Source organism: Arthrobacter sp. NQ4, assembly GCF_029077345.1.
In the GTDB taxonomy this organism is placed as follows: domain Bacteria; phylum Actinomycetota; class Actinomycetes; order Actinomycetales; family Micrococcaceae; genus Arthrobacter.
Genome location: NZ_JARETC010000001.1, coordinates 131,779 through 151,505, shown reverse-complemented (window position 1 = coordinate 151,505; position 19,727 = coordinate 131,779). Strand labels below are relative to the sequence as shown.

Genomic DNA, 19,727 nt, shown 5'->3' with positions numbered 1-19,727 from the left:
GGGCCGCGGTTGGCGCCACCGGTCTGGCACGATGGAGCAGTGAGCTTCTTTCTGGTTTTCCTCGCCGTCGTCCTTGTGGCGGCGGTCCTTTGGGCCGGCCTGGGCCGGCGCTCCCGCAGGCCGGACGGGGCGGTGCTGCCTGTCCTGCTGGGCGGTTTCGAAGAGCCGCCGGCCAACCTGCCGCCGGTGCTGCTGCCGGAGCGCGCCGCTCCGGAGGACGTGACCCGGCTTCGCTTCTCGCTGGGCCTGCGCGGCTACCGGATGGACCAGGTGGACCAAGTCCTGGACGAACTGCGGGACCAGCTGGCGGCACGCGACGCGGAACTGGCCGAACTGCGGGACCGGCTGGCCGCCACGGAAGCGCAAACCGGCGCCGGCCCAGGCCAGCCGGACGACGGCGGGCTCCCGGCCCCCGGCACGGTTCCGGAAGTGCCGGACGCGGGAAAGGGCGGCAACCAGGCGGTCCATGAAGGCGCTGCCCCGCGGAAGGGCGGCCTGTGAGCACGGTTGCCCGCCGCAGCCCGCTGGCCTCTGCCGGCAATATGGCCCACCGGGCTGCGTCCGCCGTCAGCGGCTGGCCATGGTGGCTCCAGGTCACCGCACTGTACGGCGGGTCCAGGCTGGTAACAGCCTGCATTTTCATGGCCGCGGCGCTCCACCAGGGCCCCAACCCCTGGTTTCCGCCAAAGCCGGACTACTGGAACTTCATCAACATCTGGGATGCCCGCTGGTACGCGCAGGTCATCGCCAACGGCTACCCGTCGGTCCTTCCCACGGACGCCGCCGGGAACGTCCAGGAAAACACGTGGGCTTTCTACCCGCTTTTTCCTGCGCTGGCCGGCGGACTCAGCCGCCTCACCGGCCTGAACCCTGCCGCCGCACTCACGGTGGTCGCCATGCTGGCCGGATGGGGTGCTGCGCTCGCGGTGTACGCACTCTTCCGGCAGAAGGCCCGGCACGCACCCGCCATGTGGGGTGTTGCGTTCTTCTCGGTCTTCCCTGTTTCGGCTGTTCTGCAAGTGCCCTACGCCGAGCCGCTGTCCCTCCTGCTGCTCGCTGGGGCCCTGCTCCTGGTGGTGCGCCGCCGGTACCTCTGGGCCGCCCCCGTAGTGGTCCTGCTGTGCCTGTCCCGGCCCGTGGGCGTTCCCTTCGCTGCCATGCTGGGGCTGCTCCTGGTCTTCCACGCCGCCGCGAATCTCCGCCGCGGGCGGCAAGGGGGTCCGGCTGACAATACCCACTCGGTCAAGGACCTGGCGGCACTCACCGGACTCACCGCCGTCGCCGGCCTGTCCGCCCTGGCCTGGCCGGCTGCGGCATGGGCGGCCACCGGGGACCTGCAGGCCTACACCAAAACCGAAACCGTCTGGCGGGGCCGCGACCTGGTGCCTTTCAAGCCGTGGTTCGACACCGGCGTCGACCTCTTTGGTCCTGTGCTGGGCGTCCTCGCACCCCTGGTTTTCGTGGCCCTGTTCGGCGTGATGCTGTTCCTGCCGCCGGTGGTGCGGCTCGGCGTCGAACTGCGGCTCTGGTGCGCCTGCTACATGGGTTACCTGCTGGCGTTCCTCCACCCCCAGACCAGTACCTTCAGGATGCTGCTGCCGCTGTTTCCGCTGGCACTGGGCACGGTTTTCCTGTCCCGGTCCAGGGCGTACCGGGGGACCGTTGTGGCCATGTTCCTGCTGCTGCAGATCGTCTGGATCGTGTGGCTGTGGGCGTGGGCGCCGCTGCCCGGCGGAGGGGATTATCCGCCGTAGCAAAACCGGCTTTCGCGCAGGTCAGGGCGGGAATGACACGTTCCGGGAAATGTCCATCGATTAGCTACGTGCGGGTAATTCCGCGATAATGGTAGGTAAGCAAGGACAAAAGCATTCAGAAAACGCGCAGCCTCGGCGGTGGTCCAACCACCCCGCCACAGCGGCCTGATCGACATGCGGACACAGCCCGCCCGGGCTGATTAGTCCTGGGACAAAATGGAGGGGAATTCCTCATGGCGGCTATGAAACCACGCACCGGCGACGGCCCAATGGAAGTCACCAAGGAGGGCCGCAGCCTGATCATGCGGGTCCCGCTCGAAGGCGGCGGGCGCCTGGTGGTCGAACTGAACGCTGCCGAGGCAGCCAACCTCAAGGAATGCCTGGTCGGCGTTACCGAATAGTCGTGCCGGTCGGGGTGCGCAGCCCGCGGGCTGCGCACCCCGACCTTCATGCGGCGACTACTTCTTGACGGCAACCAGCAGGCCGTCCCCGGTGGGAAGCATTGCCGACGCCAGCCTGTCGTCGTCGCGAATGGCCTTGCCCACCTGCCGCAGGGTCACCGTGTTGGGCTCGCGGCCTGCAGGGTTGGCCACCTTGTCCTTGTCCAGGGCATCGTTGATGACCAGCAGGCCCGAGCGCTTGAGCAGCCGGATGGCCTGTTCCACATAGCCGGGGAGTCCGGGCTTGTCCGCATCGATGAAGACAAGATCGTAGGCGCCGTCCGTGAGCCGGGGCAGGACGTCGCCCGCGCGGCCGGAAATGGTGCGGGTCCGGTTGGCGGGACTGCCGGCCTCGGCGAACGCTTCGCGGGCAGCCCGCAGGTGCTCCACGTCCACATCGATGGTGGTCAGGACAGCGTGCGCGCCAAGGCCCCGCAGCAGGCAGACGCCGGAGACGCCGGCGCCGGTGCCGATCTCCACCGCCGTCTGCGCCTTGGACGCGGCGGCCAGGACCGTGAGGACCGCGCCCACGCCGGGACTGATGGCGCTGACGCCCAATTCAAAAGAACGTTCCCGGGCCCGAAGCATAACCTCATCCTCAGCGGGCAGATCTTCTGCATAGGACCAGCTGCTGGACTTGTCGGCGCTCATGAATAATCGCTTTCTGGGCGTAAAGGGGGAATGTCTCCTCAAGCCTACTGTGTCCGGCCGGGCCGGGCAGGGAAGCGGGCGTTGCGCCGACGGCTGAAGTTTGCGCCCGATCAGGAAATTCCCAGCCAAGTTTGAAATGATTGGTATCCGCTCATCCAAAAGGTGACCGGCGCCGAATCAGAGATGTCAACAGTATCCGGGCGTTAGCATTCCACGAGGGGAGTGGACGATGTCATCTTCAGTTGTGGCACCTGTCCCTGCAGTAAACAATCCCGACGATGAGTGGGTCCGTCCCACCTGGGAAGAAGTGGTCACCAACCACTCCGCGAAGGTCTACCGGCTGGCCTACCGCCTGACCGGCAACAAGTTCGACGCCGAGGACCTCACCCAGGAGGTCTTTGTCCGCGTGTTCCGTTCGCTGGAGAACTTCAAGCCCGGAACCCTCGATGGCTGGCTCCACCGCATCACCACCAACCTGTTCCTTGACCAGGCCCGGCGGAAGACCCGCATCCGTTTCGACGCACTGGCGGAGGACGCCGAGTCCCGGCTGCCGGGCCGGGAGCCGGGTCCGGAGCAAAGCTTCGAGTTGAACAACCTCGACCTGGACGTGCAGGCCGCCTTGGAGGAACTGCCGCCGGACTTCCGCGCCGCCGTGGTCCTGTGCGACCTTGAAGGGCTCTCCTACGACGAAGTCGCCGAGGCCCTGGGCGTGAAGTTGGGCACCGTCCGTTCGCGCATCCACCGGGGACGGACCATGCTCCGCGAAAAGCTGGCCCACCGCGATCCGCGCCCGCAGCAGTCCCGCCGCAAGCTTTCGATGCCGCGCATCGCCGGCATCCTCTGAACGGCACATGAAGTCCCAGTTTCCTTTCGGCGGCAGGCATCAGCGCACCGGCAGCCACCTTGAGGCCTGCCAGGAGTGTGCCGCTACGGTGCGCCGGGAACGGCAGTACCTTGAGCGCCTGCGGGACGCCCCCATTCCGCCCGCCAGCCAGGACCTGACCGCACGGCTGCTGGCCCGGACCCACGAACTGGCAGCCCAGCCGGCCGCCCCGGTGCCGTCGCCCCAGGGTGTCACCTCCCGCATGGCCGCCCGGGCCCTTGCGCTCACCGCCGGCGGAACCGTAGCCGCGGCCGGCGTGCTGGCCGTGGGTGCTTTCACGGCAGCAGGTGACCCCAGCGCCGGCGAACCGGCGGGAACCGAGGCCGCTTTTTCGCATGTCTCATCGCAGACCCCCGCTGACGGCCGGCCCTTGAGCGCCACGCAGCTGGCCACCCTGCGTTCCGAAGGATGGGCGTGTCCGGACCTGCAGGCACTGGGATTCCATCTGGAAGCGGCGCGTGCGCTGGTGGTCAACGGGGAGCCCGCAGTGGAGCTGAGGCTCACTGACGGCGCACACCACGCCACTGTCACGGAGCAGCACCCTGTCGCCAATGAACCAGCAGGCCACGCCCCGGTGGTTCACGGGGTTGCAGAAGGGGAGAGCGCTGCGGGCCAGGAGGGTGGACCGGTGCAGGTGCCGGGCACCTCCCAGTGGTCCGCCACGTACCGGGCCGCAGGCCTGACCATCACCTACCGCTCCGACCTGCCCGCGGAGCAGGCCGACGATGCCATGCCCATCCTCAAGCGGCTTGCCGATTCCGCCGCGGAGGGAGTCGCGGCAGACGTCCCGGACCGGCCGGAAGGGCAGGCCGCGGAACCCCTGGATGCACGGCTGGAGCGCGGAATCAACAAGATCGCGGCCCTGTTCACCCAATGACACGGACTGTTTACCCGCCCGCCGGGTGGGAATCGTCACTCGCTGCCCGGAGAGGGTAATCTTCCTAAAGTGTTTGGAATCAACGGCCCGGAGTTCATCCTTCTGCTGATCATTGGCGTGCTGGTGATCGGCCCCCAGCGGCTGCCGGAATATACCCAGAAGCTGGCGAACCTGGTCAAGGAAGTCCGCCGGATGGCCAACGGTGCCCGTGAGCAAATCAAGGAAGAAGTGGGCATCGACATCGATGATGTCGACTGGAAGAAGTACGATCCCCGCCAGTACGATCCCCGGCGCATCATCAAGGAAGCACTGCTCGACGACGACACCAAGCCTGTCAGCGCAGGCGCCCCCGCCGCGGTGGCTGCCGTTTCCGGCGCTGCGGCGGCAGCAGATGCCGCCCCCAGCCGGCCCGAAAGGGTAGTCCAGCGGCTCGCCCCGGGCGAGACCGCCCCGTTCGACACCGAAGCCACCTAGGCCTCCCACTCAGCGGGGCTGCAGACCCAGCTTCATCCCGGCGAGGCCGCGCGGTTTAGCGGCAAGCTGCGCGGCGATGCCGGTAAGCGCGGCCGCCGCTGGAGCCCCGGGCCTGCCAAGGACGATCGGAACCCCGGCATCCCCGCCCTCGCGCAGCTCGATGTCCAGGGGAATCTGGCCCAGCAGGGGGACGTCCGCTCCCACCGTGGCACTGAGCCGTTCCGTGAGCACCGTCCCGCCGCCGCTGCCGAACAGCTCCATCCGGCCGCCGTCGGGCATCTCCAGATACGACATGTTCTCGATGACGCCGGCGATCTTCTGCCCGGTCTGCGTGGCGATGGCACCGGCCCGTTCGGCGACGTCGGCTGCGGCTGCCTGCGGCGTGGTGACCACCAGGATTTCAGCCTTGGGCAGCAGCTGCGCAACGGAGATGGCGATGTCGCCGGTGCCTGGCGGGAGGTCCAGGAACAGGGCATCCAGGTCGCCGAAGTAGACGTCGGTGAGGAACTGTTCCAGCGCCCGGTGCAGCATGGGTCCGCGCCAGGCCACCGGCTGGTTGCCGGTCACGAACATGCCGATGGAAATCACCTTCACGCCGTAGGCCACGGGCGGAAGGATCATGTCGTCCACTTGCGTGGGTTTTTGCGTGATGCCCAGCAGGGCGGGTACGGAGAAGCCGTAGACGTCGGCGTCCACGATGCCCACCCGGAGGCCCTGGGCGGCCAGTGCCGTGGCCAGGTTCACCGTCACCGAGGACTTGCCCACGCCGCCCTTGCCGCTGGCCACCGCGTAGACCTTGGTCAGGGAGTCTGGCTCGTTGAAGGGAATCGTGCGCTGGCCGCCCGGTCCGCGCAGCTTCTCCTTGAGGGCATCGCGCTGTGCCTGGTCCATCACCTTGAGCTCGACGTCGACGGCCGTGACGCCGGGGACCGCGGAAAGGGCTTTCTGCGAATCGGCGGTGATGGTATCCCGCAACGGGCAGCCCGCGATGGTGAGCAGGACCGCGACGGTGACCTTCCCGTCGTCGGACACCTGGACGGAGTCCACCATGCCCAGTTCCGTGATGGGGCGGCGCAGCTCCGGATCGATGACCGTGGCCAGGGCATCGTTGACGGCACTGACCAGTGGTGGCCGGCCGGCGGCTGCGGGGTGGGTGGGGGCGCTCATGGACGGAGCCTCGGCTTTCGTGCGGTATCGGCGACGGGCCGGCCGGTGACGGACGGCCTGCTTGTCATTGGGCAGAGTGGCCGGGTTTGACCCGGGGGATCTGCTGGGTGCGCGGGTTGCGCTGCCGGTCCCGCTGCTCGCGCAGTTTGTCCTTGACCTTGTCCCGCGGGGATTCGTGCGAGCCGGGCCCGGAGTCCTCATGGGTCCGCAGTTCCTCCTGCGCTTCCAGGAGGTCTTCCAGGAGCGAGCGCAGCTCGGCCCGGACGTAGTCGCGGGTTGCTACTTCGCGCAGCGCGATCCGCAGGGAGGCCAGCTCCCGGGTCAGGTATTCGGTATCGGACAGGTTGCGCTCTGCCCGCTGCCGGTCCTGCTGCAGCGAGACGCGGTCACGGTCATCCTGCCGGTTCTGCGCCAGCAGCAGGAGGGGTGCGGCGTAGGAGGCCTGCAGCGACAGCATCAGGGTCAGCAGGGTGAAGCCAAGGTCCCGCGAATCAAACTGCCACTCCACCGGCGCCCAGGTGTTCCAACCGAGCCAGAAAATGCAGAACACGGTCATGTAGACCAGGAACTGCGGCGTGCCCATGAACCGGGCAAAGCCTTCGGTGGCATGCCCGAACGCGTCCGGATCCGGCTTGAACTTGGGCAGGATCCGCTGCCGGGCGCTCAATGGTGTGTCGAGACTGCCTTTTGATTCCGCATTGGCCAGGTTCCGCTGGTTGGTGTTCTTCAGGGCGCCGTTATCAGCCAATGCGGCCACCGAGCTTTCTTATCGGGGCTTCGCCGTCATGGGCGCGCCAGTCGTCCGGCAACAAATGATCCAAGACGTCATCAACAGTCACCGCCCCCACAAGCCGGCCGGCGTCATTGACCACCGGGAGGGAGTTCAGGTTGTAGGTGGCCAAGGTCCGTGCCACTTCGCTGATGTGGGCCTGGTCGGACAATGGCTCAAGGTTCTTGTCCACCAGGTTTCCCAGTGCCTCGAACGGCGGGAAACGCAGCAGCTGCTGGATGTGCACCACGCCCAGGAAGCGGCCCGTGGGCGTTTCCAGCGGCGGCCGGGCAATGAAGATCGACGACGCCAGGGCGGGGGAGAGCTCCTCGCGCCGGACGTGGGCCAGGGCTTCGGCGACGGTGGCCTCCGGCGGCAGGATGACAGGCACCGGGGTCATCAGGCCGCCGGCGGTGTCCTCGTCGTACTCAAGCAGGCGGCGGACGTCCTCGGCGCCTTCAGGCTCCATGAGCTGGAGCAGTTCCTCTGCCTGGGCGGAGGGGAGTTCTCCGAGGAGGTCGGCGGCGTCGTCAGGATCCATCTCCTCCAGGACGTCCGCGGCGCGCTGGACATCCAGGGCGGAGAGGATCTCTACCTGGTCGTCCTCCGGCAGTTCCTGGAGGACGTCGGCCAGCCTTTCGTCCTGCAGTTCGCTGGCAACCTCGAAGCGGCGCTTGTCGCTCATTTCCTGCAGGGCCTCGGCGAAGTCCGCGGGCTTGAGGTCCTCGTGGTTGGCCACGAACTGGGTGGCGGCCTGCGGTTCGGTGCGCGGCCCCTGCTGGGCGTCCGCCCAGTCGATGATCAGCGTTTCGTTGCGGCGCAGCCTGCTCAAAGGGGACAGGGAGTGGCCGCGCCGGACAAAGAGCTTGCTGACGAACCAGTCGCGGGACCGGTGCTGGTCTATGGCGATGTCTTCGATCGTGGCGTCGCCGCTGCCGTCGCGGAGGGTGACCCGGCGGTCGAACATCTCGGCCACCACCAGGGTTTCCGCCCCACGCTGTTCAAACCGGCGCAGGTTGACCAGGCCCGTGCAAATGATCTGCGTCTGGTCAATCGAGGTGATGCGGGTCATGGGCACGAAGACGCGCTTCTTGCCTGGAACTTCCACCACAATGCCCACCACGTGCGGAGCTCCCCGGGTTCCCCGGGACAGCACAACAACGTCGCGCAGCCGGCCCAGCCGGTCGCCCAGCGGGTCGAAGACGTCGAGGCCCAGGAGGCGTGCCACGAAGACGCGTGTAGGTGTTGTGCTCACCACTACAGGCTACCGAGTCTGCTCTCTTTTAGCTGAATTTACAGGCGGCACCCACCTTGATGGGCAAGAATGGGTTTATGTCGAACATTTTTGGTGCTCCCAAGGCCGGCGCCGCGAACGGACCGGACGATGCCCGGGCTGTTCCCACCGGTGACACCGTTGGCTCCTACACTTCCTACCTCGACGCCCAGAAGGCGGTTGACTACCTGGCGGACCAGCAGTTCCCGGTCCAGATGGTGTCCATCGTGGGCAATGAACTGAAGATGGTGGAGCGGGTTACGGGGCGCCTGAGCTATCCGCGGGTGGCGTTGTCGGGAGCGCTGAGCGGCATGTGGTTCGGCCTGTTCGTGGGCGTCATGCTCTCCTTCTTCGCTCCGTCACCCGGGTACTTCTCCATCATGACCTCGGTGCTGATGGGCGCGGCGTTCTTCATGCTCTTCGGCATCGTCACCTACGCCATGCAGCGCGGCAAGCGGGACTTCACCTCCACCAGCCAGGTGGTGGCCACCAGCTACGACGTGATCGTGGCCCCCGAGGCAGCCCACGAGGCCCGGCGGCTCCTGCAGCAGCTGCCCATGTCCCGCTCGGACGCAGCATCCGGCCACGGCCCGTATACGCAGCATGACTACTACAACCAGCCGTACCAGCAGCAGCACCACCAGCAGCCCGGGCAGCAGCAGGGGCAAGGCCCGGCCCGCCCCGCCGGGTGGAACGATCCCTACGGCCAGCGGTCCTCCGGTTCGTCCGCCCACAACGGACCGGTGCAGGAAGGCCACGGGTACCCGGACGACGCAGGCCAGCAGCACACCGGCCAGCAGCCGGCCCAGCAGTACGACGCCAGCCAGCAGCACAGCGGCCAGCAGCCGGCGCAGCCGGTCCGTTCCGTCCGTTACCCGGACCTGCCGGACGGTCGCCCGCAGTACGGCGTGCGCCTGCCCCAGGGCCCTGCTGCTGATGCGGGGCAGCCTGGCATGGGACAAACCACGGAACACCGGGCAGAAGCAGAACACCGGGCAGGGGACCACGTGAAGGATGGCGCGGAGCACCCGGTGGAAAACCAGTATGGTCCGGACGGGGACCAGCACCGGGGCGACCACCGGCAGTAACGGCGCAGGTGCGTCCGGGTACACGGGGCGGACGGCGTCAGGAACCGGTGCCACAAACTAAGAGCGGGGCCGCTGGAATCATTCCAGCGGCCCCGCTCTTTGATTTCTTCAGCGCGTATCAGGATTCTTCGGTCCGGTAGATGCCGGCCATCCAGTCCTCCACATCCTCCGCCTTGCGCGGCAGGGCTGCACTGAGGTTGACGGGGCCCTCGGCGGTCATGAGGATGTCGTCCTCGATCCGGACGCCGATGCCGCGGTATTCCTCCGGGATTGCGAGGTCTTCCTTCTTGAAGTACAGGCCCGGTTCGATGGTGAACACCATGCCCTCGGTGAGTACCCCGTCGAGGTAGAGATCCCGCTTGGCCTGGGCACAGTCATGGACATCCAGGCCCAGGTGGTGGCTGGTGCCGTGCGGCATCCAGCGGCGGTGCTGCTGGCCCTCCGGGCTGATGGCTTCCTCCACGCTGACGGGCAGGATTCCCCATTCGGCCAGGCGCTCAGCCAGGACTGTGGTGGCCGCAGTATGGATGTCGCGGAACTTGGTTCCCGGCTGGGCCGCTGCGAATCCGGCGTCGGCAGCGTCGAGGACCGCCTGGTAGACCTTGCGCTGGATGTCGCTGAAGGTGCCGCTGGCCGGAAGGGTCCGGGTGATGTCCGCGGTGTAGAGAGAGTCGGCCTCGACGCCGGCGTCCAGGAGCAGGAGTTCGCCGGCGTGGATCCGGCCCGTGTTCCGGGTCCAGTGCAGCACGGTGGCGTTGTTGCCGGACGCCGCGATGGTGTCGTAACCCAGTTCGTTGCCTACCTCGCGGGCACGGGCGAAGAAGGCACCCTCCACCACGCGTTCACCGCGGGCGTGCGTGAGGGCGCGCGGCAGGGCCTTGACCACCTCTTCAAATCCTTCAACGGTGGCCGACACCGCAATCTTCATCTGCTCGATTTCCCACTCGTCCTTGAGCAGGCGCAGTTCGGAGAGGGCTTCGCTGAGCTTCTCGTCCAGGGCGTCGAGCACCTCGAGGTCCAGGTTCTCGGGGTCCTTGGCCGTGTTGTACCGGGCCGTGTCCACCAGTGCATCGATGTTGTCGTCAACCTTGCGGACCAGGCGGATGGAGATCCCGCCGATCTCCGGGGCGCCCACATCCTTGGTGATTGCCGTTTCCAGCTGGTCGATGTGCGCGGTGGCCAGTCCCAGCCGGGCCTCGAACTCTTCGAGGGTGGGACGGGCGCCAATCCAGAACTCACCGGAGCGGGAGTCCGCGTAGAACTGCTCCGTGTCCCTGCCGGCCAGCGGCCGGAAGTACAGCGTGGCGCGGTGGTGGGCGCCGTCGTCGCCCGTTCCCTCTTCCACCGGATCCAGGATCAGGACCGCGTCCGGCTCGTGGTCCAGGCCGAGGCCCGTCAGGTGGGCGAAGCCGGAATGCGGGCGGAAGCGGTAGTCGCAGTCGTTGGAACGGACCTTGAGCGGCCCCGCGGGGATAACCAGGCGTTCGCCTTTGAACTGGGCCGAGATCGCCTTGCGCCGGGATGCGGCGTAGCCGGCGACGGCGTCGCGCCGGGGGAGCTCCTGGCTGGACGGCGCCCAGTTGCTGGCCATGAAGGCCTTGAAGGCGTTGGAACTGGGCCGCTGGGAGCGGTTGTTGACGCGGTCCTCCAGCGGCTGGGAAGCAGAGTTTTGGGTGTTTTCGGCATCGTTCACGGCACCATCGTCTCACCAGCATCCCGGCTACGCGAACAGGCCTCCCCGGTCTCCTGTCCCCGGTCCACTACGCTGGATAAGTGAGGATTGACCTGCATGCCCACTCCAACGTCTCCGACGGCACCGAGACCCCGGCCGATGTCATGGCCTCTGCTGCCCGTGCGGAACTGGACGTGGTGGCCCTGACCGACCATGATTCGACGGCCGGCTGGGCGGAGGCCGCCGCGGCCGCCGCCACGTGCGGGGTGGCCCTGGTGCCGGGCATGGAAGTCTCCTGCCGGACCGAGGAAGGCATCAGTGTCCACCTCCTGAGCTACCTGCACGACCCCACCCATCCCGGGCTGCTCGAGGAAATCACGAAGGCCAAGGACTCCCGCCTGACCCGCGCCGAACGCATGGTGACCATCCTTGCCGAGGACTATCCGCTCACCTGGGACGACGTGATCCACCACGTGGCGCCCGGAGCCACCCTTGGCCGGCCGCACATCGCCGATGCCCTCGTCGCCGCGGGCGTCGTGGAGGACCGGTCCGAGGCATTCGCGTCCATCCTCACCTCCCGGTCCCGCTACTTCATCCCGCACTACGCCCCGGACCCGGCCACCGCCGTCGAACTGGTCCGTGCCGCCGGCGGCGTGCCCGTGTTTGCCCATCCCGTGGCTTCCGCCCGGGGCCGGATCGTGGGGGAGCGGACGTACAGGGACATGATCGACGCCGGGCTGGCAGGCCTGGAGATCAACCACCGGGACAACCCGGAAGAGGGCCGGGATTTCCTGCGCAAACTTGCGGCCCGGCATGGCCTGCTGGTCACCGGCTCCTCCGACTACCATGGCACCGGCAAGCCCAACCTGCTCGGCGAAAACCTCACGGCCCCGGAGATGCTGGCGCGGATTGAGGAATTGGGTACGGGAGCCGCCGTTGTCCGTCCCTGAGGGGCGGACAACACCCTGGCTAGCTGGACGGGAAGGATCTCAGGGTGGCGTGCGCTCCGAGCCGCTTGGCCATGATGTCGATGGCGGGCTGGTTCTGGTCCACGCACACGAACCGGCGGCCGAGCTTGGCGGCAACTGCTCCGAGGGTGCCGGAGCCGGCGAAGAAGTCCAAGCACCAGTCACCGGGCCGGGACGACGCAGCGACCACGCGGCGGACCAGGCCCTCCGGCTTCTGCGTAGGGTAGCCGGTCTTTTCCTTGCCGGTGGGCGAGACGATGGTGTGCCACCAGACGTCGGTGGGCAGCTTTCCCAGTTCCCGCTTGGCGGGGGTCACTAGGCCCGGCGCCATGTAGGGCTCGCGGTCCACCTCGGCGCTGTCGAAATGGTACTTCGCCGGGTTCTTGACGTACACCAGGATGTTGTCGTGCTTGGTGGGCCACCGGTTTTTCGCCCGGGCGCCGTAGTCGTACGCCCAGATGATCTCGTTCAGGAAGCATTCCCGGCCGAAGATGGCGTCCAGCATCACCTTGGCGTAGTGCACCTCACGGTAGTCCAGGTGCAGGTACAGGGTGCCGTCGTCGGCCAGCAGGCGCCAGGCCTCCACGAGCCGGGGTTCCAGGAAGGACCAGTAGTCGCTGAACGCATCATCGTAGCGGTGCAGGGCGCCCTTGATGGTGTCGTAGGAGCGGCCCTTGAAGCCCACCCGGTCCCCACTGCCGCCGGCGTTCACCACCATCCGGGTTTCCTGGCGTTGCTGCGGCCGGCCCGTGTTGAAGGGCGGGTCCACATAAATCAGTGTGAAGGCGCCGTCCGGCAGCGTGGGGAGGTACTCCGCGTTGTCCGCGTGCACCACCAGGCTGCCGCCGTCCGGCGCCCAAACAGTGTCAGTCATCAGGGCAGTTAGGCCTCGGAGTTGCCCGGCTGGCTGCCGGTGTCCGCACCGGCCACCACTTCGCCGTTGCGGCGGCGGGTGCGGGTGCGGGTGCGGCGGGCGCGGTTGGGCTTTTCGCCGTCGGCCGCGGGTGCTGCAGCTTCGGCGGCGGATGCGGTCTCCGGAGTTGAGGTACGACGACGGCGCTCGCCCGGGCGGCCCGTCGAGTCATTGCTGCGGCCGCCTTCGCGGCTGCCGCCCTTGCCGGCGTCGCTGTTTCCGCGGCCCCGTCCGTCCCGGTCGCGTGAGCGGCCTGCGTCGCGGCCGCCGCGGCTGTTCTTCTTGCCGGTCTCGCCGAGGTCCTCCAGGACTTCGGCGTCGACGCCGGCAAGGGTCCGCTTGTCGCGGGGCAGGCGGCCCTTGGTGCCCTCGGGGATGTCAAGGTCCGTGTAGAGGTGCGGCGAGGAAGAGTAGGTTTCCACCGGCTCCGGCACGCTCAGCCCCAGCGCCTTGTTGATCAGGCCCCAGCGCGGCATGTCGTCCCAGTCCACGAACGTGACGGCGGTGCCCTTGTTGCCGGCGCGACCGGTGCGGCCCACGCGGTGCAGGTAGATCTTCTCGTCTTCCACGCACTGGTAGTTGATGACGTGCGTAACGTCCTCGACGTCGATGCCGCGGGCGGCAACGTCGGTGGCCACCAGGACATCGACCTTGTTGTTGCGGAAGGCGCGCAGCGCCTGTTCGCGGGCGCCCTGGCCCAGGTCGCCGTGGATGGCGGCGGCGGCGAACCCGCGGTCCACCAGTTCCTCGGCCACCTTGGCGGCGGTGCGCTTGGTCTTGGTGAAGATAATGGTCCGCCCGCGGCCGCGGGCCTGCAGGATGCGTGCCACCACTTCGGTCTTGTCCATGCTGTGCGCACGGTAGATCAGCTGGCGGATGTCGCGCTTGGTCAGGCCCTCGTCCTCCGGATCCGCGGCGCGGATGTGCGTGGGCTGGGTCATGTACCGGCGGGCCATGGCGATGACCGGCCCGGGCATCGTGGCGGAGAACAGCAGGGTCTGGCGGACGGCGGGCGTTGCCGCGATCAGCGTCTCCACGTCCGGCAGGAAGCCCAGGTCCAGCATTTCGTCGGCTTCGTCCAGCACCACGATCTTGACGTTCTTCAGGCTCAGGTGCTTCTGCTTGAAAAGGTCGATCAGCCGGCCGGGGGTTCCCACCACTACCTCGACGCCCTGCTTGAGGGCTTCGACCTGCGGCTCGTAGGCGCGGCCGCCGTAGATGGTGGCGATCCTGGCGTTGCGCTTCCGCGATGCCGTCACCAGGTCCCCGGCCACCTGAACGGCCAGTTCGCGGGTGGGAACAATGACCAGGGCCTGCGGTGCGCCGGGCACGGCCAGCTTGGCGTAGCCGGGATCATCCTGCCCGATCACGCGCTGCAGCGCCGGAATGCCGAAGCCCAGGGTCTTGCCGGTACCGGTCTTGGCCTGGCCGATGATGTCGTGTCCGCCCAGGGCGACCGGCAGGGTCATGGCCTGGATGGGGAAGGGGTGGGTGATGCCGGCGTCGGCCAGGGATTCGACGATGTCTGCGCGGACGTTGTAGTCGGCGAAGGACTTCTCCGCGATCTCGTGCGGCGTCTCGTCGGAGATGATGGTTTCTTCCGGCTCGATGGTTTCCGTGCCGGACTCATCGCTCAGGAGCTGGTGGGTATGCAATTCACTCACAGGGGAGTTTCCTTATTCATTTGGGCAATGGCGCTGCCTGCTCAACGGGCCGGCCAAAGCTGGCCGCTCCGGAGCACGCTCAGGCGCGCAAGCGATTCCAGTGGAAGCCGATCGCGGGCTATCTAAATGCTGGCACTGGTGACCAACGGGTACATCTCAAGATCGCGTAGGGGCGGGCTTGTTGGTTTCAAATCAAGGAAATCAACGACCGGGCATCCAGTTCTACCCCTCCAGTCTAGCCGTACAGGCGCGGAAACACGGTTTCGGCCCGCCCAGGCGGCCCGCCGGCCCGTCAGGAAACGAGTTCGAAGTGGATCTGCCGGGTGGTGATGTCGGAGGAAACCAGCCGGACGCGGACCTTGGTGCCGGACTCCAGTTCGCCCGCGCAGCGTGCAGTCACCGCAGGTTCGGCGATCTGGATGATCCCCGAACTTCCGTTCCCGTTGCCGTTGCCGTTCTTCCCGTTCCCGTTTCCATTCTTGCCATTCCCGTTGCCGTTTCCGTTCTGCGGCTTGGATCCGGAAATGACGATCGCATCAAACTCCTGCCCGATGTGGTTCAGCAGCAGCGCCGCTTCCACGGTGTCCAGGGCCAGGCGTTCCATGCGGGAGGCCAGCTGGTCCGATCCCGCCATGATGCCCGGGAGCAGCGGCAGGGCCTCCCGCGCCCAGCCAGGAACGTCGCCGCCGTTGCTCAGGGCCTCGCAAATGACCAGCACGAAGCGGTCCACCAGGCGGCGCAGCGGCGCGGTGGTGTGGGCATAGGCTGCGCCGATGGCCGACTGGATGCCGTCTTCCGGGACAGTGCCGTCGAAAGCTGTGTAGGACGCGCCACGGAACAGCATGCCGGCTGAGTGCATGATGGCCAGCTGCCGCGGATCGGTGGGATCGAGGGACCGGAGGTACTCGCCGTAGCTGACCTCCCCGTCCCATGGCCTGCCCAGCACCTCGGTCTGCAGCCGGAAATGCCGCAGGGACCGTTCATCCGGGGCAGGCATGGTGCGCAGGATGCCCACTTTGCCCTCCAGCATCAGCTGCGCGGCGGCCATTCCGGTCATCAGCGAAATCTGTGCATTCCAGTCCTCCACGGGAAGCTGCGGAACAGCGTCGATCCGGTAGCCGCCGTCGGGCAACTGGACGATCTCCTGCTCAGGCATGTTCAGGCTGGCGCCCCCGCGTGCCCGTTCCAGCGCCACCCGCTTCAGTCCCACCTCGCGGAGGAGGCCCAGTACGGGGGAGGCAGTCCCGGCGTCGAGATCGGCCTGGGCGCCTTTGTAGCTGAGCTTGTCACGGCTGATGACCCGCGCCCTCCGGACGCCCACGGACAGCACTGTCGCGTCGCCGTCGAGCGTGAAGTCCCAGACGAAAGCCGAACACTCCTGGCCGGGCAGCAGGCTTCCGGCGCCCTCGCTGATCACCTCGGGGTGCAGCGGGATCCGGCCGTCCGGGGCGTAGAACGTCTGTCCGCGGCGCCGCGTCTCGGCGTCCAGCGGGCCGCCCGGAGCAACAAACGCCGGAACGTCGGCGATGGCGTACATAACCCGGTAGCCGTTTCCGTCCGGTTCGATGAACACTGCCTGGTCCAGGTCCGTGGACGACGCCGGATCGATGGTCACGAATCCGACGGCGGTCAGGTCGTAGGACGGCAGTTTCAGCGCGGCGACGGCGGCGCGGGCGTCTTCCACTGCTTCGGCGGGGTACGGTCCCGGCAGTTCAAGTTCCGTCCGCAGCAGGCCCAGCGCCTCTTCCAGGGCGTTCTTGTGGTCATGGACGTTGGGGGCCAACCGATGATGTGACACAAAAATCAGCGTATCCCCAAGTCCCGGAATTAAGCAGGCTCAGGAGCCGGTGCCGTCCAGCGCGTCGAGAAGGGAGGCGGCGGCGGCTGCGGGGTCGGGTGCTTCGGTGATGGCGCGGACCACCACGATCCTGCCGGCACCGGCCTCCACCACGTCACGGACGTTTCCGTGGTCGATGCCGCCGATGGCAAACCATGGCACGGGATCTCCGGCCTGCCGGGAGGCTTCGGCGGCATATGCCACCAGTTCAGGGCCGACGGCGGCCCTGCCGGGTTTGGTGGGCGTGGCCCAGACCGGACCCACACAGAAGTAGTCCAGCCCGGACGGCCCCACCGTTGCGGCCAAAGCGGCGTCCACCTGGTCAGTGGTGTGGCTGGAGAGCCCAATGGCCGCGTTGCCGTTGACCAGCGTCCGCGCTGCCGGCAGCGGAAGGTCCTTCTGGCCGATGTGGAACACCGGCGCCCCGGACAGCACGGCGATGTCCGCACGGTCGTTGACGGCCCACAGCCGGCCATGGCGTACCGCTGTTTCCTTCAGGACCGCCAGGAGGTCCAGTTCCTCTGCGGCTTCGATGGTCTTGTCGCGCAGCTGGATGATGTCCACGCCGCCGGCAAACGCGGCGTCAACGAAGTCCGCGAAATCGCCGCGCGCAGTCCGTGCGTCGGTGCAGAGGTACAGGCGCGCTGCCTTGAGGGCGTCAATGTGGCCGGCGTTGGCAACTTCGGCGGGGAGGGCAGCGGAGGCTGGGGCGTGGGGGCCGGCGGGCAGGGATGAGGCGGACACATTCATGCCTGCAAGCCTAGTTCCTCTAAACTGGGCTGGTACTGCGGGAGCCCGCGGCAGCTGTCATAAAGCGCCGGGCTGAGAGGGCGTCAGAGCCGACCGCTTGACCTGATCCGGTTAATGCCGGCGTAGGGAAGGAACCACATGCGCAACCCCGTTGACAGTCTCCCCGGGCCCGAAGGCGCCAGCGCAAACTCCACTGTCCGGGCCGACGTCGCCGTCATCGGCGGGGGAGTGGTGGGCCACGGCATCGCCTGGGAGGCGCAGCGTTCCGGACGCTCCGTTGCCCTGATCGACGACGCACCCGGAAACGGTGCCAGCTGGGCCGCCGCGGGCATGCTGGCCCCGGTCAGCGAACTGCACTACCAGGAGGAGGACCTCCTGGAACTGATGCTTGAGGCGTCGTCCCGCTGGCCAGGGTTCGCCGCGGGGATCGCCGGCGCGACGGGGGCGGATTGCGGATACCTGACGACGCCGACACTCGCCGTGGGTGCCGACGCCGCGGACCGCCGCGCGCTGATGGACCTCCGCGCGGTACAACAGGCCAACGGACTGGGGGTGGAGCCCCTGGCCGTGCGCGAAGCCCGCAAACGCGAGCCGCTCCTCAGCCCCGCCATCGCCTGTGCCCTGGACACACCCGCGGACCACCAAGTGGACCCCCGGCGCCTGGTGGCGGCCCTGCGGCTGGCCCTCGCGGGCGTTGCACTGACGTCCCCGGAGCTGGCCGCCGCGGGCGCGGTGGACGGGTATGCCGTGCCGGACCGGGCCACCGGCCTGCTGTGGGAGGGCGGAACGGTTGCCGGTGCCAGCCTCGCCGGCGGCGGCACCGTCCTGGCAACGGAAACCATCGTGGCCAACGGCCTGCAGGCAGGGGACCTTGGCGGCCTGCCCGACGGCCTCGACCTGCCACTGCGCCCAGTCCACGGGGACATACTCCGTCTCGCCGTTCCGCAGCACCTCCAGCCCCTGGTGACCTCCACGGTTCGTGGGCTGGTGCACGGAGTCCCCGTCTACATCGTCCCCCGGCAGGACGGGACCGTGGTGATCGGGGCAACCCAGCGCGAGGACGCGCTCTCCGATGCCGTGAGCGCCGGAGGCGTCTACCAGCTGCTGCGGGACGCTCAGGCGCTGGTGCCCGCCGTCGCTGAACTGGAACTGCTCGAGTGCACCGCCCGGGCCCGCCCCGGTACCCCCGACAACGCGCCCCTGCTGGGCCGCGTGCCGGTGGATCCGGGGTCCGGAAACCCTGCCGCCGGGCATGTCCCGGGACTCATCATCGCCACCGGGTTCTTCCGGCACGGCGTCCTGCTCACCCCCGCCGCAGCCGCCATCTGCACGGCACTGCTGGACGGGACATCAGATTCCCGCTGGTCGCCCTTCAGCCCGGAGCGGTTCTCCCGGCCGGCGGCAGCCGCCACCACACCCCACATCAAGGAGACAGCGTGAACATCACCCTGAACGGAAACACGCACGAGGTGGCCGACGGCGCCTCCATCACCACGCTCGTCAGCCAGGTCACCGGACGCCCGCTGGCACCCAACGGACAGGCAACGGACGGCGGGAAACTGGGCGTCGCCGTCGCACATAATGCCCAGGTGGTGCCGCGCAGCCAGTGGTTCGCCACCGCGCTCGCCGAGGGCGACGATATTGAACTTGTCACTGCAGTACAGGGAGGCTGACGCCATGACCGAAACCAGCACCATCAACCCCGCCGGAAACGCGGGCGCAGCCGACGCCCTGGTGATTGACGGCGTCGCCCTCGGATCCCGGCTCATCATGGGCACGGGCGGGGCACCAAGCCTGGACGGCCTGGGCGCAGCGCTGCTGGCCTCCGGCACCGCCCTGACCACGGTGGCCATGCGCCGGTACTCCACTGCTGAAACCGGTTCGCTGTTCCAGCTGCTGGTGGACCATGGGATCCGCGTGCTGCCCAACACGGCCGGCTGCTTCACGGCCAGGGATGCGGTCCTGACCGCCGAACTGGCGCGGGAGGCCCTGGAGACCGACTGGGTGAAACTGGAGGTCATCGCCGACGAGCAGACCCTCCTGCCGGACGCCGTGGAACTCGTGGACGCCACGGAGCAGCTGGTCAACCGCGGGTTCAAGGTCTTCGCCTACACGAATGACGACCCCGTGCTTGCGTTGCGGCTGGAGAACCTCGGCGCCACCGCCGTCATGCCGCTGGGCGCCCCGATCGGCACCGGACTGGGGATCCTGAACCCGCACAACATCGAGCTGATCGTTTCCCGCGCGTCGGTGCCGGTGGTCTTGGATGCAGGCATCGGCACGGCGTCAGACGCCGCGCTGGCCATGGAGCTGGGCTGCGACGCCGTCCTGCTGGCCACGGCAGTGACGCGTGCCCAGAACCCCGCGCTCATGGGCGAGGCATTCAAGCACGCAGTGATCGCCGGCAGGATGGCCAGGGCCGCCGGGCGCATCCCGCGCCGGGAGCACGCCCTTGCCTCCTCCGCAATGGAGGGCCGGGCGGAGTTCCTCTGACCTCCTGATACAGGTGTGGCCACCGCCCGGATGGGTGGTGGCCACACGCGTATG

The 19,727-nt window shown here is 68.0% G+C and carries 20 protein-coding genes and 1 riboswitch; of the genes, 11 read left to right on the top strand and 9 right to left on the bottom strand.

The window, feature by feature from the left end:
* Positions 1–39 precede the first annotated feature (39 nt).
* The 3 genes from PUN51_RS00655 (at position 40) to PUN51_RS00645 (ending at position 2,155) form a co-directional block, all read left to right on the top strand.
* Positions 40–501: a DivIVA domain-containing protein gene (locus tag PUN51_RS00655; RefSeq protein ID WP_275179568.1), complete on the top strand. Its 462-nt coding sequence runs from the start codon at positions 40–42 to the stop codon at positions 499–501.
* Complete coding sequence (locus PUN51_RS00650) at positions 498–1,754, top strand: hypothetical protein (RefSeq protein ID WP_275179567.1); 1,257 nt, start codon at positions 498–500, stop codon at positions 1,752–1,754. Before PUN51_RS00655 ends, PUN51_RS00650 begins: the two co-directional genes overlap by 4 nt.
* Before the next feature lie 233 nt (positions 1,755–1,987).
* On the top strand, positions 1,988–2,155 hold the full coding sequence (locus PUN51_RS00645) for a DUF3117 domain-containing protein (RefSeq protein ID WP_009357720.1): 168 nt from the start codon (positions 1,988–1,990) through the stop codon (positions 2,153–2,155).
* Between the two features lie 57 nt (positions 2,156–2,212).
* On the opposite strand, the gene PUN51_RS00640 is transcribed toward PUN51_RS00645, so the two are convergent.
* Positions 2,213–2,845, bottom strand: coding sequence for an O-methyltransferase (locus PUN51_RS00640; protein ID WP_159631488.1), 633 nt, complete (start codon positions 2,843–2,845; stop codon positions 2,213–2,215).
* A 229-nt stretch (positions 2,846–3,074) separates the two neighbouring features.
* Between PUN51_RS00640 and sigE the strand changes: the two genes are divergently transcribed.
* The 3 genes from sigE to PUN51_RS00625 all read left to right on the top strand — a co-directional run bounded on the left by sigE (position 3,075) and on the right by PUN51_RS00625 (position 5,079).
* Complete coding sequence (gene sigE / locus PUN51_RS00635) at positions 3,075–3,689, top strand: RNA polymerase sigma factor SigE (protein WP_159631489.1); 615 nt, start codon at positions 3,075–3,077, stop codon at positions 3,687–3,689.
* Between the two features lie 7 nt (positions 3,690–3,696).
* Complete coding sequence (locus tag PUN51_RS00630; protein WP_275179565.1) at positions 3,697–4,605, top strand: anti-sigma factor; 909 nt, start codon at positions 3,697–3,699, stop codon at positions 4,603–4,605.
* A gap of 69 nt (positions 4,606–4,674) precedes the next feature.
* The gene (locus tag PUN51_RS00625) at positions 4,675–5,079 is read left to right on the top strand and encodes a Sec-independent protein translocase TatB (RefSeq protein WP_159631490.1); all 405 of its coding nucleotides are present in this window, start codon (positions 4,675–4,677) and stop codon (positions 5,077–5,079) included.
* Positions 5,080–5,088: 9 nt separating this feature from the next.
* On the opposite strand, the gene PUN51_RS00620 is transcribed toward PUN51_RS00625, so the two are convergent.
* The 3 genes from PUN51_RS00620 to PUN51_RS00610 all read right to left on the bottom strand — a co-directional run bounded on the left by PUN51_RS00620 (position 5,089) and on the right by PUN51_RS00610 (position 8,270).
* A complete protein-coding gene (locus PUN51_RS00620; protein WP_275179564.1) occupies positions 5,089–6,246 on the bottom strand; it encodes an Mrp/NBP35 family ATP-binding protein in 1,158 nt (385 codons plus the stop codon).
* Positions 6,247–6,310: 64 nt separating this feature from the next.
* Positions 6,311–7,003, bottom strand: coding sequence for a DUF1003 domain-containing protein (locus tag PUN51_RS00615; RefSeq protein ID WP_374114902.1), 693 nt, complete (start codon positions 7,001–7,003; stop codon positions 6,311–6,313).
* Positions 6,987–8,270 carry a magnesium transporter MgtE N-terminal domain-containing protein gene (locus PUN51_RS00610; protein WP_159631493.1) on the bottom strand — a complete coding sequence of 428 codons (1,284 nt, stop codon included), beginning with the start codon at positions 8,268–8,270 and terminating at the stop codon, positions 6,987–6,989. The genes PUN51_RS00615 and PUN51_RS00610 overlap by 17 nt, the downstream gene beginning before the upstream one ends.
* A 77-nt stretch (positions 8,271–8,347) precedes the next feature.
* Here PUN51_RS00610 and PUN51_RS00605 point away from each other — a divergent pair, with 77 nt between their 5' ends.
* Complete coding sequence (locus tag PUN51_RS00605; RefSeq protein WP_275179563.1) at positions 8,348–9,376, top strand: general stress protein; 1,029 nt, start codon at positions 8,348–8,350, stop codon at positions 9,374–9,376.
* Positions 9,377–9,494: 118 nt separating this feature from the next.
* Here the strand turns inward: PUN51_RS00605 and PUN51_RS00600 are convergent, their stop codons facing one another.
* A complete protein-coding gene (locus PUN51_RS00600; RefSeq protein ID WP_224026569.1) occupies positions 9,495–11,069 on the bottom strand; it encodes an aminopeptidase P N-terminal domain-containing protein in 1,575 nt (524 codons plus the stop codon).
* 80 nt (positions 11,070–11,149) lie between these two features.
* Here PUN51_RS00600 and PUN51_RS00595 point away from each other — a divergent pair, with 80 nt between their 5' ends.
* Positions 11,150–11,998, top strand: a complete 849-nt coding sequence (locus PUN51_RS00595; protein WP_159631496.1) for a PHP domain-containing protein — start codon at positions 11,150–11,152, stop codon at positions 11,996–11,998.
* A 19-nt stretch (positions 11,999–12,017) separates the two neighbouring features.
* On the opposite strand, the gene PUN51_RS00590 is transcribed toward PUN51_RS00595, so the two are convergent.
* The 4 genes from PUN51_RS00590 to thiE form a co-directional block, all read right to left on the bottom strand.
* Positions 12,018–12,890 carry a DNA-methyltransferase gene (locus PUN51_RS00590; RefSeq protein ID WP_275179562.1) on the bottom strand — a complete coding sequence of 291 codons (873 nt, stop codon included), beginning with the start codon at positions 12,888–12,890 and terminating at the stop codon, positions 12,018–12,020.
* A gap of 8 nt (positions 12,891–12,898) precedes the next feature.
* The gene (locus PUN51_RS00585) at positions 12,899–14,593 is read right to left on the bottom strand and encodes a DEAD/DEAH box helicase (protein WP_275179561.1); all 1,695 of its coding nucleotides are present in this window, start codon (positions 14,591–14,593) and stop codon (positions 12,899–12,901) included.
* A gap of 292 nt (positions 14,594–14,885) precedes the next feature.
* Positions 14,886–16,391: an RNB domain-containing ribonuclease gene (locus PUN51_RS00580; protein ID WP_159631499.1), complete on the bottom strand. Its 1,506-nt coding sequence runs from the start codon at positions 16,389–16,391 to the stop codon at positions 14,886–14,888.
* A gap of 39 nt (positions 16,392–16,430) precedes the next feature.
* Positions 16,431–17,180 (bottom strand): thiamine phosphate synthase, encoded by a 750-nt coding sequence (gene thiE / locus PUN51_RS00575; protein WP_224026566.1) that lies wholly within the window; start codon positions 17,178–17,180, stop codon positions 16,431–16,433.
* Positions 17,181–17,207: 27 nt separating this feature from the next.
* Positions 17,208–17,326, top strand: a riboswitch (TPP riboswitch).
* Here thiE and PUN51_RS00570 point away from each other — a divergent pair.
* The 3 genes from PUN51_RS00570 to PUN51_RS00560 all read left to right on the top strand — a co-directional run bounded on the left by PUN51_RS00570 (position 17,319) and on the right by PUN51_RS00560 (position 19,673).
* Entirely contained in the window at positions 17,319–18,620 is a 1,302-nt protein-coding gene (locus tag PUN51_RS00570) for an FAD-dependent oxidoreductase (protein ID WP_224026565.1), read from the top strand. It overlaps the preceding riboswitch by 8 nt.
* Positions 18,617–18,853 (top strand): sulfur carrier protein ThiS, encoded by a 237-nt coding sequence (thiS, locus tag PUN51_RS00565; protein ID WP_159631501.1) that lies wholly within the window; start codon positions 18,617–18,619, stop codon positions 18,851–18,853. Before PUN51_RS00570 ends, thiS begins: the two co-directional genes overlap by 4 nt.
* Positions 18,854–18,857: 4 nt before the next feature.
* A complete protein-coding gene (locus PUN51_RS00560) occupies positions 18,858–19,673 on the top strand; it encodes a thiazole synthase (RefSeq protein WP_159631502.1) in 816 nt (271 codons plus the stop codon).
* Positions 19,674–19,727 lie beyond the last annotated feature (54 nt).